The organism is Pueribacillus sp. YX66, from assembly GCF_041725775.1.
Lineage (GTDB): Bacteria > Bacillota > Bacilli > Bacillales > UBA6769 > Pueribacillus.
Genome location: NZ_JBEUEL010000014.1, coordinates 52,811 through 69,364, shown reverse-complemented (window position 1 = coordinate 69,364; position 16,554 = coordinate 52,811). Strand labels below are relative to the sequence as shown.

At 36.8% G+C, this 16,554-nt stretch carries 19 protein-coding genes; 7 read left to right on the top strand and 12 right to left on the bottom strand.

The genetic code is table 11. The annotated features are described in order from the left end of the window. Positions 1–167: 167 nt before the first annotated feature. The 4 genes from fur to ABU914_RS08250 all read right to left on the bottom strand — a co-directional run bounded on the left by fur (position 168) and on the right by ABU914_RS08250 (position 3,132). The gene (gene fur, locus ABU914_RS08265) at positions 168–608 is read right to left on the bottom strand and encodes a ferric iron uptake transcriptional regulator (protein ID WP_379669265.1); all 441 of its coding nucleotides are present in this window, start codon (positions 606–608) and stop codon (positions 168–170) included. 117 nt (positions 609–725) lie between these two features. Next, entirely contained in the window at positions 726–1,358 is a 633-nt protein-coding gene (gene spoIIM, locus ABU914_RS08260; protein ID WP_379669264.1) for a stage II sporulation protein M, read from the bottom strand. Positions 1,359–1,441: 83 nt separating this feature from the next. After that, positions 1,442–2,602: an endonuclease Q family protein gene (locus ABU914_RS08255; protein ID WP_379669263.1), complete on the bottom strand. Its 1,161-nt coding sequence runs from the start codon at positions 2,600–2,602 to the stop codon at positions 1,442–1,444. Beyond that, positions 2,599–3,132 (bottom strand): NUDIX domain-containing protein, encoded by a 534-nt coding sequence (locus ABU914_RS08250; RefSeq protein WP_379669262.1) that lies wholly within the window; start codon positions 3,130–3,132, stop codon positions 2,599–2,601. Before ABU914_RS08250 ends, ABU914_RS08255 begins: the two co-directional genes overlap by 4 nt. Positions 3,133–3,442: 310 nt before the next feature. On the opposite strand from ABU914_RS08250, the gene mciZ reads away from it, so the two are divergent. After that, positions 3,443–3,577, top strand: a complete 135-nt coding sequence (gene mciZ / locus ABU914_RS08245; protein WP_379669261.1) for a Z-ring formation inhibitor MciZ — start codon at positions 3,443–3,445, stop codon at positions 3,575–3,577. A gap of 49 nt (positions 3,578–3,626) precedes the next feature. Next, on the top strand, positions 3,627–4,538 hold the full coding sequence (locus ABU914_RS08240) for an aldo/keto reductase (protein WP_379669260.1): 912 nt from the start codon (positions 3,627–3,629) through the stop codon (positions 4,536–4,538). A 164-nt stretch (positions 4,539–4,702) separates the two neighbouring features. Here the strand turns inward: ABU914_RS08240 and ABU914_RS08235 are convergent, their stop codons facing one another. Continuing rightward, positions 4,703–5,881 carry an acetyl-CoA C-acetyltransferase gene (locus ABU914_RS08235; RefSeq protein ID WP_379669259.1) on the bottom strand — a complete coding sequence of 393 codons (1,179 nt, stop codon included), beginning with the start codon at positions 5,879–5,881 and terminating at the stop codon, positions 4,703–4,705. 152 nt (positions 5,882–6,033) lie between these two features. Here ABU914_RS08235 and ABU914_RS08230 point away from each other — a divergent pair, with 152 nt between their 5' ends. Next, positions 6,034–6,657: a YitT family protein gene (locus tag ABU914_RS08230; protein WP_379669258.1), complete on the top strand. Its 624-nt coding sequence runs from the start codon at positions 6,034–6,036 to the stop codon at positions 6,655–6,657. Here the strand turns inward: ABU914_RS08230 and ABU914_RS08225 are convergent. Together ABU914_RS08225 and ABU914_RS08220 are read right to left on the bottom strand one after the other, a co-directional pair. Further along, on the bottom strand, positions 6,581–7,171 hold the full coding sequence (locus tag ABU914_RS08225) for a histidine phosphatase family protein (RefSeq protein ID WP_379669257.1): 591 nt from the start codon (positions 7,169–7,171) through the stop codon (positions 6,581–6,583). The genes ABU914_RS08230 and ABU914_RS08225 overlap by 77 nt on opposite strands. Next, positions 7,153–7,923, bottom strand: a complete 771-nt coding sequence (locus ABU914_RS08220; RefSeq protein ID WP_379669256.1) for a phosphosulfolactate synthase — start codon at positions 7,921–7,923, stop codon at positions 7,153–7,155. Before ABU914_RS08220 ends, ABU914_RS08225 begins: the two co-directional genes overlap by 19 nt. A gap of 152 nt (positions 7,924–8,075) precedes the next feature. Between ABU914_RS08220 and ABU914_RS08215 the strand changes: the two genes are divergently transcribed. Both ABU914_RS08215 and ABU914_RS08210 read left to right on the top strand, forming a co-directional pair. Then, positions 8,076–9,305, top strand: coding sequence for an MFS transporter (locus ABU914_RS08215; RefSeq protein ID WP_379669267.1), 1,230 nt, complete (start codon positions 8,076–8,078; stop codon positions 9,303–9,305). Between the two features lie 14 nt (positions 9,306–9,319). Beyond that, positions 9,320–9,607: a hypothetical protein gene (locus tag ABU914_RS08210; protein WP_379669255.1), complete on the top strand. Its 288-nt coding sequence runs from the start codon at positions 9,320–9,322 to the stop codon at positions 9,605–9,607. Positions 9,608–9,671: 64 nt separating this feature from the next. On the opposite strand, the gene ABU914_RS08205 is transcribed toward ABU914_RS08210, so the two are convergent. Further along, positions 9,672–10,637 carry an MBL fold metallo-hydrolase gene (locus ABU914_RS08205; RefSeq protein ID WP_379669254.1) on the bottom strand — a complete coding sequence of 322 codons (966 nt, stop codon included), beginning with the start codon at positions 10,635–10,637 and terminating at the stop codon, positions 9,672–9,674. A 150-nt stretch (positions 10,638–10,787) separates the two neighbouring features. On the opposite strand from ABU914_RS08205, the gene proC reads away from it, so the two are divergent. Further along, positions 10,788–11,618 (top strand): pyrroline-5-carboxylate reductase, encoded by an 831-nt coding sequence (proC, locus tag ABU914_RS08200; RefSeq protein WP_379669253.1) that lies wholly within the window; start codon positions 10,788–10,790, stop codon positions 11,616–11,618. A 25-nt stretch (positions 11,619–11,643) separates the two neighbouring features. After that, positions 11,644–12,372 (top strand): glycerophosphodiester phosphodiesterase, encoded by a 729-nt coding sequence (locus ABU914_RS08195; RefSeq protein ID WP_379669252.1) that lies wholly within the window; start codon positions 11,644–11,646, stop codon positions 12,370–12,372. On the opposite strand, the gene rnz is transcribed toward ABU914_RS08195, so the two are convergent. From rnz to mce, 4 genes are read right to left on the bottom strand one after another with little or no spacing between them, the layout of a single operon-like run. Beyond that, positions 12,362–13,279 (bottom strand): ribonuclease Z, encoded by a 918-nt coding sequence (rnz, locus tag ABU914_RS08190; protein WP_379669251.1) that lies wholly within the window; start codon positions 13,277–13,279, stop codon positions 12,362–12,364. The genes ABU914_RS08195 and rnz overlap by 11 nt on opposite strands. A 29-nt stretch (positions 13,280–13,308) precedes the next feature. Continuing rightward, complete coding sequence (locus tag ABU914_RS08185) at positions 13,309–14,430, bottom strand: M20/M25/M40 family metallo-hydrolase (protein WP_379669250.1); 1,122 nt, start codon at positions 14,428–14,430, stop codon at positions 13,309–13,311. A gap of 15 nt (positions 14,431–14,445) precedes the next feature. Continuing rightward, complete coding sequence (locus ABU914_RS08180; RefSeq protein WP_379669249.1) at positions 14,446–15,993, bottom strand: acyl-CoA carboxylase subunit beta; 1,548 nt, start codon at positions 15,991–15,993, stop codon at positions 14,446–14,448. Continuing rightward, positions 15,994–16,419 carry a methylmalonyl-CoA epimerase gene (gene mce / locus ABU914_RS08175; protein WP_379669248.1) on the bottom strand — a complete coding sequence of 142 codons (426 nt, stop codon included), beginning with the start codon at positions 16,417–16,419 and terminating at the stop codon, positions 15,994–15,996. Positions 16,420–16,554: the final 135 nt, after the last annotated feature.

Genomic DNA, 16,554 nt, shown 5'->3' with positions numbered 1-16,554 from the left:
GATTTGCCGCCGACTTCCTTCAGGCTCCACCTCACGGTGGACACCCTTGTCTTAAGCTAATCGCTACTACTGCCTTCGCGATTCAGGACTTTAACCTTATAAAATATGTGCATGCCTCGCACACTAAAATAACCTTTCTGATTATCAGAAAGGTTAACTAACATTAGCTAATCGTTATGACATCTATGACAAATGCCATGGAATGTTAAACGGTGGTCTTTTATTTTGAAATTCCAATCTTTTTCAACAATCTCTTCGACATCCCCTAGTAAATCTTCTTGTATTTCATCTACTGCACCGCATTCGATACAAACAAGATGGTGGTGAAAGTGGTCAGCACCTTCGGTACGAAGATCGTATCTTGAAACACCATCTCCAAAATTTATTTTGTCAACTACTTTAAGTTCAGTTAGTAGTTCTAATGTTCGGTATACAGTCGCTAGTCCAATTTCAGGAGCTTTTTCTTTTACAAGGAGGTACACGTCTTCTGCACTCAAATGGTCTTCTTCGTGCTCTAAAAGGACACATACAGTCGCCTCTCGTTGAGGTGTTAATTTGTAACTTTTTGAATGTAGTTGTTTTTTTATTCGATCGATTCTCGATTCCATCGTAGCCCCCTCCTCCGACCGACTCACCAACATTATAAGCTAAACTTAAAAATCGTGTCAATTTATAATTGTTATTATAAGTGAAGAATAGCAGTTATTAAATAATATTTATTATAATTAGCTTGTTAAGTTAAAGACAGCTTTCATTAAAAATGGAGAGATGTATGCCTCAATTGATGCAGAGAGCAAAATTAAAACGATAATTCCGAGCATAATTAAAGAATATCGCGTGAATAGTGGTCCAAATGGTTCCGACTTTGTTAATTGCATTCGGATCATCCGTAATGAAAATGAAAGTGCCGTAACACCGACAATTAAAAACGCAGGAACTAAAATTAAATTTTGTGGGAGTACGGATACGAGTGCTAAAAAGAAGCCTTTAAATCCCATTTGACTTACGAGAAAACCGACCGTAAAACCTATAACAATACCTTTTAAAAATAATAGAATTAATATAATTGGCAAACCAATAACTGAAATGCCTAATATCCATATCAATCCAATATATTTTAAATAGTGTGTAAAGCTTTGATTAAATAAATCTGATGAACTCATCAACGGTTCATTCGAAATTTGACCAAAAAATCGACTTAAATATAAATATAAATCATTTTTTTGATCGATACTTAAACTATTAACAATAATCGCACCAAAAAAGACTCCAATAAAAATTAAGACCATTGTAAACGTATAAAGTGAAAGGTTGTCACGAATATGATTGCGAATCATTCTTTTTATCTCATGCTTCATCGATTGGTCCTCCCTTTCTAGTACGCCTTATTTAAGCGTATGAGGAAAAGGACGAGCCTATGACTAGATGATTGTGATTGTCTTTATGTTATTTTTCCGTATTTGCCACCGCCACCTTCAGAAATTGTCACTTTACCTTCTCTCGCATTTAAAATGAATCGGGCTATTTTATCGGGAACGACAGTTATTAATTGTTCGTATGAAACGTGATGTAAAATGTTCATATCAGTACGAAATGCAAGCCTTAATTTTTCGAGCGTTTTCGGGCCAATGCCAGGAATGTATTCCAAAGGGATATGTTGAATATAAGGCGGACGTTCAGGAGGGCGAACATTTGTGCTTTTTAATTGTTGTAATCGTTCGTAAACACCTTTTACCCATTTGTCATTTCCGCAGTTAATACAAACTGTCATCGATGTTTCTCTTAGAGCGTAGCATTTTTGGCACGTCGTTCGATAGTACTTTCCTAGTTTAGGATCAAAGCCGTAATTACCCCCAATTTTTCTTCCGTGAACGTTGTTCAAGGCGAATTTTAATTCTTCAAAAGATGGGGTTTTCATTCGGATTGTTTGATATTCCCGTGCAATTTTCTCAGGTGAATGAGCGTCAGAATTTGTAACATATGAAAAATTGTGAAGTTCACTCACTTGGTCTGCCATTTCAGTATTCGAGCTTAATCCTAGTTCGATCGCATCGATTAAATTAGGATCAAACACTTCACTTAACGATTTCTTGACGCCTTTTCCATATAGGCTTTTAAAAGGTGTAAACACATGGGCGGGAATAAATAACCCTTCAAGCTTTTTCACGATTTTTTGTAACTCTTTTCCGGATTCATATAATCGTTGTGAACTTAAATGGACATTCGTCATCCGTGAAGATAGCCACACGCTAAATTGTTTCATCTGTTGTAACGTTGGTAAGAAGACTAAGACATGAACAGGACCATTACAATGTTCATCGTAAATTTCAATTTCAGAACCTAATAGTAAAGTAAGGCTGTCAAACTGAATCCCTCCATCGTCACGTTCAACACAATGTCCTTCGTTTATTTTCGATTGTAACTCTTGAATGATTTCTGGGACATGGCAATCGATAACCCCAATAAGGTCCATCCCTTTTAGTTGTGATGCAGTATACACGATCGTATCGATCGTCAACGATTTTGAGCCAGTAATTTTAACTGGTTTACCTGATAGCGTACGACCAACATGAATATGTAAATCAGCATAATAATGTTTCATTTTTTTGCTTGTAAGTAAAGAACAGCATAAGCCGTTTTCGCGTCGATAATTTGTTGCTGTTCCACCAATTTTTGAGCTTCATCTAATGTTAATTTCAAAACGTCTACAAATTCATCTTCATCCGTCTGTTGAACACCTTCTGTTAAATTCGACGCTTCGTATAAATGGATGATTTCATTTGCAAATCCAGGTGACGTGTAAAATGAAATGATGTGGTTTAATTGTTGGCACGTATAGCCTGTCTCCTCATACAACTCTCGTTTAGCCGTTTCCTTCGGATCTTCGCCTTTCTCAAGTTTACCTGCGGGAATTTCTACGATTGTTCGGTCTAGTGGCTTACGAAATTGTCTTACGAATAAATATTTTCCATCATCCATTTTTGGAATGACGGCAACTGCACCAGGATGTTTGACAACTTCTCGCATTCCTTCTTTTCCATTTGGTAATTGCACACTTTCGACGTGAACCTCAATAATTTTACCTTCGTAAATCGTTTTAGTTTCAATTGTTTTTTCGTTTAAGTGTGACATGCGTTTTACACTCCTTGTACTAATCCTCATAAGTAACACATAAAGTTTATCACACAATATAGAATGGGTAGAATAAAAACTTCTATGAGAACTCTTCGTATTTTAGAAGGTTTGACATTGAGCCTCTACGAGAAGAAGTGGTTTTGTAAGAACGCAGCAATCCTTGTTGCGTACGCTTATGCAGCCTATCATGTCATCACTAATCTAAGCCTCGTTCTCATAAAGGGGAGAAACACTTTTTATTCGTAAAGTTTTACAGTTTTTTATAAAAAACGTTTAACAATACACGAAACATTAAAGAGGTGAAAATATGAAAATTTACATTAGAGAAAATGGAATTACGTTTGTCGGAAAAGCGTGGCAAATTCGCTATCTTTTGAAAAAATATATGAAACAGTTTGATACGATTGAAGAATGGATTGCTTCTCACTCACAGCTAAAGTAATTTTGTTATAGTAAAGGAAGAATTCGATTGGATAGGAGGATATTAATAGTTGCGAAAACGTAAAATTGGTCAATCTGATTTGTACGCAAGTGAACTTGGGTTAGGAACGATGTCATTCAAAACAAAAAATGAAGCCATAACGATCGTCCGGACTGCTATTGAGCGAGGCGTTAATTTCATTGATACTGCAGATTTATACGGTTTTGGTGAAATTGAATCGTGGATTGGCGAAGCGATTCAACATCACCGAGAAGACGTTATTTTAGCGACAAAAGTTGGAAATCGCTGGGAAGAAGGTAAAACTGGGTGGGAGTGGGATCCGTCAAAAACTTACATTAAAGAAGCAGTAAAAGCGAGTTTAAAGAGATTAAATATCGATTACATTGATCTATATCAATTGCATGGTGGCACGATTCAAGATCCAATTGAAGAAACGATCGAAGCGTTTGAAGAATTAAAGCAGGAAGGATTCATTCGTTACTATGGTTTATCTTCGATCAGACCAAACGTCATTAAAAAATATCTTTCGATTTCAAACATTGTTAGTATTATGTTGCCTTATAGTTTGTTAGATCGAAGGGCAGAAGAACTATTCCCACTCTTGAAAGAGAAGCAAGTGAGTGTGATTGCTAGAGGTCCGCTTGCAAAAGGTGCGCTAACAGAAGAAGACACTATTAAAACACCTTCTGAAGGTGTACTGAATTATACAAAATCAGAAGTATTACGTTTAAATGAAAAAATAAAAACTCTCGGTCAACGCTCTAATACCGAGACAGCTCTTCAATTCTCTTTATCTGAACCAACTGTCGCATCTATCATTCCAGGCGCAAGTTCGCTTAAACAACTAGAAAAAAATATCGAAGCTGTAACTAAAACAAAATTATCAAATGAAGAAATCAAAACTTTAAAAGCATGGACAAAGGCAGCGAAGTTTGAAAAACATCGAATGCTCCCCCGTTAACGAGAAGAGCGAGCGTAGTTCATGTCATTCATTTTGTATTCAACAGAATGAACTTTTTACACGTAAAAAATACCAAAAATACCCCCTTTGATTTTCAGGTTTTATTTTTTAACCTGTCTACTCAAAGGGGGCCATATCATAAATTCCTTTAACTTTTCGCTCTTTTATAAATTAACGTTTTCAATAATCATCGCAATCCCTTGTCCTCCACCGATGCAGAGACTAGCGAGTCCGTATCGTTTTCCTTGTCGTTGAAGTTCGTAAGCTAATGTTAACAACACACGAGCTCCGCTTGCTCCAATCGGATGACCTAATGCGATTGCACCTCCATTTACATTCGTTTTGTTGCGGTCAAGACGAAGTTCTTTTTCAACTGCAATATATTGGGAAGCAAACGCTTCATTAATTTCAACTAGATCGATATCGTCAATTGTTAGATTTGCTCGCTTTAAAGCCATTTGTGACGCTGGGACAGGACCAATTCCCATGATTGATGGCTCAACCCCTGCGATTCCCCAAGATACGATTTTCGCTAATCGCTGTTGTTTATGATCGATGGCTTTACTGTTAGCGAGAATGAGTGAAGCTGCTCCATCATTGATACCTGAAGCATTTCCTGCGGTCACAGTACCTTCTTTTACAAATGCAGGTCTTAATTTCGCTAAAGTTTCTACTGTTGTGTTTGGCTTAACATGCTCATCTTTATCAACGATTACAGTTCCTTTTCTTGAACTGATTTCAACTGGAACAATTTCTTCAGAAAATTTGTTTCTTGCTGCCTCAGCACGCTCGTGACTTAAGGCGGCATATTCGTCTTGGTCTTTCCGTGTAATCTTATATTTTTCAGCTAAATTTTCTGCAGTTACACCCATCCCACAGCCGATAAATTCATCCGTTAATGAACTTTGAAGCATATCTTCAAGTTGAAGGGCTCCAAGTTTAACACCTCCGAAGCGACTTTTAAAATCAGCATGAGGCGCTTGTGACATATTCTCAGTGCCGCCTGCAAGTGCAATATTTGCTTCACCAAGTTTAATACTTTGAGCTGCAGATACGACTGCTTGTAAACCAGAACCACATAAGCGGTTCACGGCCATTGCTGGCGTTTCAATTGATATTCCAGCACCTAAAGCTATGTGGCGCGGAACATAGGCAGCATTTGTACTTGAATGAATGACATTACCATAAACGACATTTTCAATTTGACTTGGCTCTACTTTGGCTCTTTTCATCGCTTCAACGGCCGTTGTTTTTCCTAATTCAGTCGCAGATACGTTTTTAAATGCTTGTCCAAAACTTCCGAATGCTGTCCTTGCCCCTGCAACAATATATACTTCTGACATCCCAATTCCCCCACTTTTCTCTAGTTTAGATTAATCCGTTCCTGTTTTCATTATAGAAAAGGAATTCATCATCGTCTAGCAAATTTAATAAACCTGTTCATAAATTGGATAGCTTGTACATAAAATGAAATGAACTTTGAGGGGGAAAAGAGATGAGACATGAACTGATTAAATATGGGCTACTTACGATTGGTGCTATCATTCAAGGGGTCGCGATGGCCCTTTTTCTCTTTCCGCATGAAATTCCTTCCGGTGGTGCTGCCGGTCTTGCAATTTTAATTAATTATTGGCTGCACCTTCCGCTTGGCGGAGCATTATGGTTAGCAAATTTCACATTACTAACACTTGCTATTTACTGGTTTGGCTACAAGTGGACAGTGCGAACGATGTATTCTGTTACAGTTACTTCATACACCGTTTATATGATTGAGCTTTATGTCTATCTACCTCATGTTCATCTTCTATTTGATTTAATTTGTGGAGGATTAATTTTCGGCATCGGAGTCGGAATTTTAATTCGTTTTGGCGCATCCAGTGGAGGGATGGTGATTCCTGCTCTGATCATCTCTTCGATTAAAAAATACCCGCCAGGAAAAGTAATGTTTTGGTTAAATATGGCCATTTTTATCATTACAGCATCTGTGATTGAATGGAATATTGTCTTTTACGCCATTTTTTGTCAATGGTTTTCGACTCAAGTCATTGATTTTGTCTATCGACTAAACTTTCGCTATCTTTTAAATTTGTTTCGTATCGTTTCTTTATTTTCACTGTAATTAGCTCGTTATTATTGATTTCAATTTGATTCATCTTTTGAATGGTACCTATATTTTTAATCGAAACAAGAGCACGCGCCCAACTACCATGTCCAAATACTAATAGAGAATGTGCATGAGCATATTTCTCTATAAACGTATAAATACGTTGTTGAAAGTTTTTAAGAGACTCGCCTAATGTCATTTGTAATGGTGACGTTATCCATTCTTTATGTGCCTTCCATAGATCTTCTTTTGCTTTCCCTTCAAATTGTCCAAAATCTAATTCATTTAATAATGGTTCAATCGTTGGAGCCATGTATCCGTAAAGTTTTGCAGTTTGTATTGTCCTTACAAGTTCACTTGCAAAGACGTAATCAAAAGACTGATGTTGATGTAGTCTCAATTTATTTTCTCTTAGTTTATTTACTGAATTGTTTGAAAGGGGAAGAGAGATTGGGATATCTCTTTTCCCTTGTAGAATTCCTTTTTGATTCCAGTGCGTAGGTAAGTGCCTTATAATTGTAATGTCCATTTCCTTTCCTCCAGAAAAAACGTTTCTGCTCGTAAACCACATCGTTGAGCTTCTAATAAAAGGACGTCGTGTAATTTCACATTACCTAAATTTACATTAGGACCTAATAAGTTTATAAAAAACATTTGACTTTTAGGTGTTGGTGCTTCGAAAATTATTTTATTATTATTTATATTTGTAGACATTGTCTCAATTAATTCCTGCTTCACTTCTCCATCTGTATTGTAAATTCCAGCTGTACCGGAATCTCTTCCTTCAGCAATTACATATTGGCAACCAGCATTGATTAGTTCCTTCATCTCTAGTTCCCATTCATTAGCGTTCATTTCAATCGAAACATCTTTAGAGCCAACTTCACCGATCACGTTAAAATCTTGTTTAATCTTTTCAACAATAAGGATTCTTTCTTCAATTGGAATCTTAATAACACCTGTTGAAATTTCAACCCAATGAATATCTAAATTTTTTAAGAAAAATAAATACTCGTCTACTTTACTTTGAATATATGCTTTTTCAAATAATGTGCCGCCACAATAAGGCTCAACATTGTATTGCTTATAAAGATTAATTTTTTCTTTCACATTAGGTGTAATATAACCAGTGCCAACCCCAAGTTTTGCGAAATCAATAAACGCTGCATAATCATCGAGTACATTTTTCAATACACCGCTCGGCATTCCAAAATCAGCGACTGAAGTAAGACCGTATTCACGATTTTTCCGCGTACGATAGGGAAGTATTAATGACCCCATTAGGTATCTGCCCCCTTCTTTTCACATCAACATCTTATTCATTTTAATTCGAAAGGTTCATCTGAATAGTTCGAAGCGGCTGAGACAAAATAAGATCATCTTTTAATTCCTAAAAGGAGTGCCGTTTCTTGTCAAAACCAAATAATTCCGTGATGACGATTATCGCTATCGGCTCAATTCCGCTTATTCTCGTATTAGGAAATTCAATGCTAATTCCTGTTTTACCAAAAATGAAGCAAGAGTTAGACATATCTCAATTTCAAGTCAGCTTAACGATCTCACTTTTTTCAATTGCAGCAGCTGTTTCAATTCCGATCCTCGGTTATTTGTCAGATCGCTTTTCACGAAAAGCGGTCATCATCCCAGCATTAGTTTTATACGGTACAGGCGGTTTACTAGCAGGCGCAGCATCTGCTTGGTTTTCTAACGCCTATATATGGATTATGGTTGGGAGAGTAATGCAAGGGATTGGTGCTGCTGGAACTGCCCCGATTGCAATGGCTTTAACTGGTGACTTATTTGATGGTGGAAAAGAAAGTAAAGTTCTAGGGATTGTTGAAGCATCCAACGGACTCGGTAAAGTCATTTCACCTATTATAGGCTCATTGTTAGCATTATTAATATGGTATTCCGTATTTTTTGCTTTTCCCGTCTTTTGTTTAATTTCAATCTTATTAACCGCAATTTTTGTTAAGGAAAAGAAAAAACGTACTGAACCAATGAAAATTGGTGCGTATACAAAAGGATTATTGTCTGTTTTTAAAAAAGAAGGTCGTTGGCTATTGACTGTGTATTTAGCAGGTGCTACATGCCTTTTTACTCTTTTTGGGATACTTTTTTATTTATCAGACATTTTAGAGAAAGATTATGATATGAAAGGAGTTATAAAAGGGCTTGTATTAGCCATTCCTCTATTGTTTATGACGACAACTTCATATATTACCGGCAGTAAAATTGAAAAGAAAATGAAACTCATGAAAAATTTAATTGTCATCGGATTAATTTTAATGACTGTCTCGTTTGCAACATTAGTTTTTTTCAAAAAGCTAATTCCATTTATTTCAATTTTAGTCGTTAGTAGTATAGGGACTGGTCTCGCTTTGCCTTGTATTAATAGTTTTATAACTGGTTCTGTTGGAAAAGAGAGGCGGGGATTTGTAACATCGTTATATGGTTCTGTCCGCTTTTTAGGAGTAGCCGCCGGTCCACCGATATATGGGTGGATGATGGATTGGTCACGAACAGGTATGTTTTTAGTTACTGCAGGTTTAACTGCCATTGTTGCCTTGTTAGTCATGCTTTTAATTCGAGTTAAAAAAGACAAATCAGAAGCGCAAGTGTCTGAATCACTCTTCTCCCGATTACAATTTGATTTCGAGTAAGGAGGGTTTATCTGTTGGAAATTTACTTTTCACCTGAACTAGTGAACGAGCATACGCAAATATTAAATATCGTAAATGAAAAACAAAGTGCTGTCGGCTTCCTTTGCTTTTTAAAAGATGAGAAAAAAATGTATGTGTTTGGTAATTTAGAGGAAATTGGGGTTAAAGAAGATTATAAAGATTTGCTTAAACCTTATATACAAGGGATGTCAAAAATGGAGAAAGAGCTTGACGTACTTTCTTATATTACTGTCGGGGGAGAATTGCTTGATTTAAATAACAAAAATCAAGATGAAAATTAAATGAGTAAAAGCGAAGCTCATTCCGTTTTTGCAAAAACGATGAGCTTCGCTTAATTTATAAATCTCATATTAAATGGTATTCAAATTGGAATTCATTTCTTTTTACAGCTACAACTTCATCACGTGAAGCCATCAAATCTAAAATACCGATCGTTTCGGACATAGTTAAATAAGTTGAGCGATGATATGCGTTCGGAAACAAATTTTTGCTTATTTCAAAGCTTGTCAAATTCCCTTCCGTTTGTAAGTAATGTCGGACTTTTTGTGCCCGTTCCTCATGCTTGTTAAATTGCTTCATAACGATTGCTTTCATATCAAATATGTCTTCTCCATGACCAGAATGCACGACGTTAACGTTAAAGTTTAAATACATGTTTAATGTTTCTCGCAGTTGCAGCAATGTTTTTGGCCTTTCTTCCTCCTCATTATATGGAGGTTCCAATAATGGGGTCGGAAAAAGATGAGAAATGATTGTATCACCAGCAATAAAAGTACCGTCCGTTTCATTTAAAAATGAAAGGTGACTCTGTGCATGACCCGGTGTTTCAATGACGGTCCAATCAGGAAAACCGGGAATTGAATCTCCTTCTTTTAGAATTCCATCTAATTTAGCCTTTGATAAGTATTGATCCGGACCTGTTTCATTTATGACTTCTTTTAAAAGATCGGAGTTCATGCCCTCCTGATGAAAAAAACGTTCAACAAATTCAGTTTGAGCATTATAAAAATTTTTATTAAATGTGATCCACGGCTCATTTCGCCAATGTCCGTAGATTTTTGCATGCTGAAACTGTTCAAGCAAACCTGCATGATCAGAATGATGATGCGTAAGCACGACGATCTCAATATCTTGCAACGTGTAGCCAAACTGTTGTAGACCTCTTTTTAAAGCTTTTAATGCCTCTTTTGTTTTCGGCCCAGTGTCAATGAGTACGAGGTGATCTCCAATTAATAAAAAAACATTAACGGGTCCTACAGGAAATGGTGTTGGAATACTTATTTTAACTAAGTTTTTTGTTTTAGATAACACTTTTTCTGTCTCCCTCCACTTGATGCTCATGTTGTTATTGTAATCGTTTGTCACAAAACAGACAAATATGAAATTCATTCGATTGTTTGTTTTCTTTAATTTCGATATACTTTTTACAACGTGTATCATTAAAGGTGAGGAGAGAAAAACATGTTTAGCAAAGAAAAAATTGTTTTTATCGGTGCTGGTTCAATGACTGAAGCAATCATTTCTGGTTTATTAACGAAAAAACTTGTCCAACCTAAGCAAATTTGGACAACGAATCATTCTAATGATGAACGATTACGTAAATTAGAGAAAAATTATGGGATAAACACAACGCGTGATTATGAAAAACTTTTTACAAGTAGTACGATTGTTATTTTAGCGATGAAACCGAAAGATGTCGAAAATAGTCTCGCTAAGATTCAAACCTATGTAACAAATAAACAATTGATATTATCAGTTATTGCTGGTGTTTCACTTCATTTTATCGAGCGAAATTTAAATGGAAAAATTCCTGTCATTCGTGCGATGCCAAACACATCTGCTACAGTTGGAAAATCGGCAACAGGTATCGCTTTAGGAACATATAGTCATAATGAGCATATGCATAAAGCGAAAACTTTCTTTTCAAGTATAGGTCTAGTTATCGTTGTTCATGAAAGTGAAATGCATGCTGTAACAGGAATATCAGGAAGTGGACCAGCGTATTTATATTATTTAGCAGAAGCGCTTGAAGAAAGTGCGATTGAACACGGGTTATCAGAAGATGTAGCGAGACAGCTCATTGCACAAACTTTTGCTGGTACTGCCAACATGTTACAACATCACGATGCAACGCCAGAAGAACTTAGAAAGAACGTCATGAGCCCGGGTGGTACTACCGAGGCGGGAATTAACGCTTTAGAAAAATATGGTTTTAAAAAAGCAATGCAGGCGTGTGTAAAAGCCGCTGTTAAAAGGTCTCACGATCTTGAAGCGTTATATAAACAAAAGTGACCGTAAATGAAAGGTGTGCACAAAGATGACATTAATATTTGCACATCGTGGTGCGAGTTATCATTGTCCTGAAAATACGATGGCTTCATTTATGAAGGCAGCACAGCTTAATGCTGATGGGATTGAGCTTGACGTTCAACTTTCATCCGATCACATTCCAGTCGTTATTCATGATTTTACTTTACATCGAACGACGAGTGGTTATGGAAATGTCAACAAAAAGACGGTTGTTGAACTTAAAACGTTAGATGCAGGAGGGTGGTTTTCACCAACGTATCAAAATGAAACGATCCCGACACTAAACGAAGTTTTAAGGTGGGCCAAAAACACGAAGTTACTAGTAAATATTGAATTAAAATCACGCGGTCTTGAAACGGTGTTAGAAAAAAAAGTGTGTGAACTTATCGAAAAGCACCAATTTCAAGATCGAGTGATTATCTCGTCGTTTTGGAAATCTTCATTGGAAAAAATTAAAGAGTATAATACAAACTTACAAACTGCACTTCTTATTGAAAAACCATTGAAAGACTCGATTTCATTTGCAAAAAGTTTACACGTTGAAGCTATCCATCCAAACTACAAAAATGTTACAAAAAATTATATTGATACTGCGCACTGTCAACAATTACGAATCCGTCCTTATACAGTGAATGACAAGAAAAAAATAGTAAAGCTATTTCAATGGAACGTTGATGCTATCATTACGGATCGACCTGACATCGCCATTTGGTTACGCAATAATCTTAAATCGTAAACATACGCAAATCTTCAGCAATGTATGTTTTCGGAAAGATTTTTCTTGCTTCTCTCACTAACATGTTAATGTTGTCTTTTTGATATCTAGAACTAATGTGTGTCAATATTAGTTTTGACACTTTTGCTCGTTTAGCGATGTATGCAGCATCTTCACTCGTCGAATGAAAATAATCGAATGCCAAGTGGCTATCTTTTTTCATAAATGTCGCCTCATGAATTAAAACATTTGCTTTTTTAGCGAGTGAAATAGCTGTATCACAACGTCTCGTATCCCCTAGAACAGTAATCACTTTTCCTTTTTTTTCTGGTCCTAAAAAGTCTTTACCGCTAATAATTCGACCGTCATCAAGCTTGACTTGCTCTCCATTTTTAATTGCTTTGTAAATAGGGCCAGGCTGAATCCCAAGTTTTTTTAGTTGCTCAACTAATAATGTTCCGTGTTTAGACTTTTCTTCGATTCGAAATCCGAATGATTCTATTGCGTGATCTAGCTTTTTAATATAAACGTGATGTTCACCGAGATCGAGAGACATGTCGTCATGAATTTCAATGATCGATAATGGGTAACGAAGGACGGTTTTACTCGTAGATAATACAGTTTTTACAAAATGTTTAATTCCAACTGGACCGTAAATGGTTAACGGTGATGTTCCTCCCTGAAAGGAACGACTGCCTAGTATACCAGGCAGTCCAAACAAATGATCACCGTGTAAATGAGTAATAAAGATATGATCCAGTTTAGATAATTTTAATGTAGTATGTAATATTTGGTGCTGCGTCGCTTCACCACAATCAAATAACCAGAGTGAGCCTTTGTAATGATTTAAAAATTTTAACGCGATCGCACTCGTATTTCTCTGTTTTGATGGAACGCCTGCACCAGTGCCTAAAAAATGGAGTTCCACTTTAACTTCTCCTTTACAGCGTTAACCTTCTATTGATTTGCTACAGTCTGAATAATCGCAACGACTAATTCAGCAGTTTTTACAAGTTCTTTAATCGGCATCTTTTCATTAATCGTATGAATTTCTTCGTACCCTATAGCTAAATTCACTGTTGGAATTCCGAGCCCTGCAATGATATTTGCATCACTACCACCGCCACTTTTTAGTAGCCTCGGTGAGCGCCCGATTTCTGTAACCGCTTGTTTCGCTATTTGTACAACGCGATCGTGTTCATCGAATTTAAAACCAGGGTACATCACTTCTGATTCAAAATTAACTGACCCTCCCATCAATTGAGCGCTCTCTTCAAAAGCTGTTTTCATTTTCTCAACTTGGGCTTCCATTTTATTTGGAACGAGTGAACGAGCTTCCGCTTCAATCTTAACTAAATCAGAAACAATGTTTGTTTGTGTACCCCCTTCGAATTTCCCAATATTAGCAGTTGTTTCTTCATCAATTCTTCCGAGTGGCATCTTCGCAATTGCTTTAGCGGCAATCGTAATCGCTGATATTCCTTTTTCAGGTGCAACACCAGCATGGGCCGTTTTTCCATGAACTGTCACATTGATTTTTGCTTGTGTTGGTGCAGCAGTAATGATATCACCAACTAAACCATCGCTATCTAATGCATACCCGTATTTAGCATTTATTAATGAGCGATCAAGTTCTTTTGCCCCGACTAAACCAGCTTCTTCTCCAACTGTGACAATGAATTGAATATGACCGTGCGGAATGTTTTGTTCGTTTATCACTTTAATCGCTTCGAGCATTGCAGCTAAACCAGCTTTGTCGTCAGCTCCAAGTATTGTTGTTCCATCTGATTTGATATAGCCATTGTCAATTATTGGTTTAATTCCGTTACCTGGCACGACTGTATCCATATGTGAAGTGAAATAGATCGGATCAATTTCTCGTTTTGAGCTTTTCAATGTACAAATAAGATTGCCTGCACCGTGTCCCGTTTTTTTCGAACTATCATCTTCGATTACATCTAAACCGAGTGAGGTAAACTTTTCTTTTAAAACGCGTGCAATTTGTGCTTCATTTTTCGTTTCAGAATCAATTTGTACGAGTTCAATAAACTCGCTAACTAATCTGTCCTCGTGAATCATTTAATCTCACCTCTTTTACAATGGAATGTTTCCGTGTTTTTTATTTGGTCGTGTTTCTTCTTTATTGTTTAACATGTCAAGAGCTTGGACGAGCTTAATTCTCGTTTCGCGTGGATCGATAACATCATCAACCATTCCTCTTGATGCAGCGACATACGGATTAGCAAATTTCTCACGGTATTCTGCAATTTTATTTAGTCTCGTTTCTTCAGGATTTTTACTATTTTTAATTTCTCTTGCGAAAATAATATTTGCTGCACCTTCGGGACCCATAACTGCAATTTCAGCGTTTGGCCAAGCAAAGACAAGATCAGCACCGATGGCTTTACTGTTTAATGCAACGTAAGCACCACCATATGCTTTTCTTAATATAACTGTAATTTTAGGCACAGTCGCTTCAGAATACGCGTATAAAATTTTTGCCCCGTGACGAATAATTCCACCGTGTTCTTGTTTTATTCCTGGGAAAAAGCCAGTAACATCTTCAAATGTAATGATTGGAATTTGAAAAGAATCGCAAAAACGAATAAATCGAGATGCTTTATCTGACGAGTCAATGTCTAAACCACCTGCCATTACTTTTGGTTGATTACAAACGAGTCCGACTGATTTGCCGTTGATTCTTGCAAAACCGACGACGATGTTTTTCGCGAAGTTTTTATGCACTTCAAAAAATGAATGTTCATCAACGACTTGGTCGATAACAGTGCGCACATCATAAGGTCGTGTTGAATCGTATGGGACGACATCAGCTAAATCAGGGCGATAGTGATCTTCTGCTTTTACATCGAGTATTGCTGGCTTTTCCTTATTATTTTGTGGTAAATATGTAAGTAACTTACGGACAGCCGCTAACGCTTCTTCTTCAGATTTTGAAGTAAAATGGGCGTTTCCACTTTTTGAACTATGTACGTGTGCGCCACCTAAATCTTCAGATGTTATTTTTTCTCCTGTTACTGTTTCGATCACTTTTGGACCCGTAATGAACATTTGGCTCGTTTCTTCAACCATAAAAACAAAATCAGTAATCGCTGGGGAATATACCGCACCGCCAGCACACGGTCCCATAATGACAGAAATTTGCGGGATGACACCAGAATAAATTGCATTTCTGTAAAAAATATGCCCATATCCATCTAGTGATACGACACCTTCTTGGATTCGAGCGCCACCTGAGTCATTTAACCCGATAAAAGGTGCGCCATTTTGAGCAGCAAGATCCATCACATTTGCAATTTTTCTAGCATGCATTTCACCAAGTGCTCCACCGAAAACAGTAAAGTCTTGTGCAAACACATATACAGGGCGACCGTCAATTTTTCCGTATCCAGTTACGACCCCTTCACCTGGTGCGTCCATTTCATTCATGCCAAAATCTTGACAACGATGTTCAATAAATGGGTTCAATTCAACAAATGTACCTTTATCTAATAAAAGATCGATCCTTTCTCGTGCGGTTAATTTCCCTCTTTCATGTTGTTTTTCAATTCGTTCATCTCCGCCACCTCGTTCAATCTCACGTTTTTTATCGTATAGCTCGTAGATTCTTTCGTACATATCCATTTAATTCCCCTCCCGTTTCTCGCATAACTCATATAATACTCCTGAAGCTGATTTTGGATGTATAAAAGCGATTTTTGTATTTCCCGCACCTAATTTTGGTGTTTTATTTATAAGTTGAATTCCGCTCGCTTTTAATTCTTTTAGGCGATCTTGAATATCGTTAACGCCGAGAGCAATGTGGTGGATACCTTCTCCACGTTTTTCTATAAATTTATAAATCGGGCTATGTTTTGATGTCGGTTCTAGCAATTCAATACGCGTTTCTCCAATGCGCAAAAATGCTACTTTTACTTGTTCAGAATTCACTTCTTCAATTCCTTCAAGATGCAGATGTAACTGTTCTACATAAAAAGGCAACACATTTTCTAATGATTTAACTGCAATTCCGATATGCTCGATTTTATGCGGTGCTCTTTCATTGCCCATCTTTTCTCCCCCTTTAGAAAGTTTTGTTCAAAATAGAGGCTCGTAGCTTATTTGTAAGTTACGAATAACAGATCCACTTTACGTAATATTAGGAAGCCATATTCCTGATGGGTCTCGTTCATTCACATTTAAGTC

What these genes read in the sequence shown, in the direction of transcription:
- ABU914_RS08235 (WP_379669259.1), bottom strand. Translation starts at nt 5,881, where the DNA reads ATGTCAGAAGTATATATTGTTGCAGGGGCAAGGACAGCATTCGGAAGT.
- mce (WP_379669248.1), bottom strand. Translation starts at nt 16,419, where the DNA reads ATGGGCAATGAAAGAGCACCGCATAAAATCGAGCATATCGGAATTGCA.
- ABU914_RS08225 (WP_379669257.1), bottom strand. Translation starts at nt 7,171, where the DNA reads ATGGACATTACAATTATAAGGCACTTACCTACGCACTGGAATCAAAAA.
- mciZ (WP_379669261.1), top strand. Translation starts at nt 3,443, where the DNA reads ATGAAAATTTACATTAGAGAAAATGGAATTACGTTTGTCGGAAAAGCG.
- ABU914_RS08250 (WP_379669262.1), bottom strand. Translation starts at nt 3,132, where the DNA reads ATGTCACACTTAAACGAAAAAACAATTGAAACTAAAACGATTTACGAA.
- proC (WP_379669253.1), top strand. Translation starts at nt 10,788, where the DNA reads ATGTTTAGCAAAGAAAAAATTGTTTTTATCGGTGCTGGTTCAATGACT.
- ABU914_RS08195 (WP_379669252.1), top strand. Translation starts at nt 11,644, where the DNA reads ATGACATTAATATTTGCACATCGTGGTGCGAGTTATCATTGTCCTGAA.
- ABU914_RS08180 (WP_379669249.1), bottom strand. Translation starts at nt 15,993, where the DNA reads ATGGATATGTACGAAAGAATCTACGAGCTATACGATAAAAAACGTGAG.
- ABU914_RS08185 (WP_379669250.1), bottom strand. Translation starts at nt 14,430, where the DNA reads ATGATTCACGAGGACAGATTAGTTAGCGAGTTTATTGAACTCGTACAA.
- ABU914_RS08230 (WP_379669258.1), top strand. Translation starts at nt 6,034, where the DNA reads ATGAGACATGAACTGATTAAATATGGGCTACTTACGATTGGTGCTATC.
- spoIIM (WP_379669264.1), bottom strand. Translation starts at nt 1,358, where the DNA reads ATGAAGCATGAGATAAAAAGAATGATTCGCAATCATATTCGTGACAAC.
- fur (WP_379669265.1), bottom strand. Translation starts at nt 608, where the DNA reads ATGGAATCGAGAATCGATCGAATAAAAAAACAACTACATTCAAAAAGT.
- ABU914_RS08220 (WP_379669256.1), bottom strand. Translation starts at nt 7,923, where the DNA reads ATGGGGTCATTAATACTTCCCTATCGTACGCGGAAAAATCGTGAATAC.
- ABU914_RS08215 (WP_379669267.1), top strand. Translation starts at nt 8,076, where the DNA reads ATGACGATTATCGCTATCGGCTCAATTCCGCTTATTCTCGTATTAGGA.
- ABU914_RS08255 (WP_379669263.1), bottom strand. Translation starts at nt 2,602, where the DNA reads ATGAAACATTATTATGCTGATTTACATATTCATGTTGGTCGTACGCTA.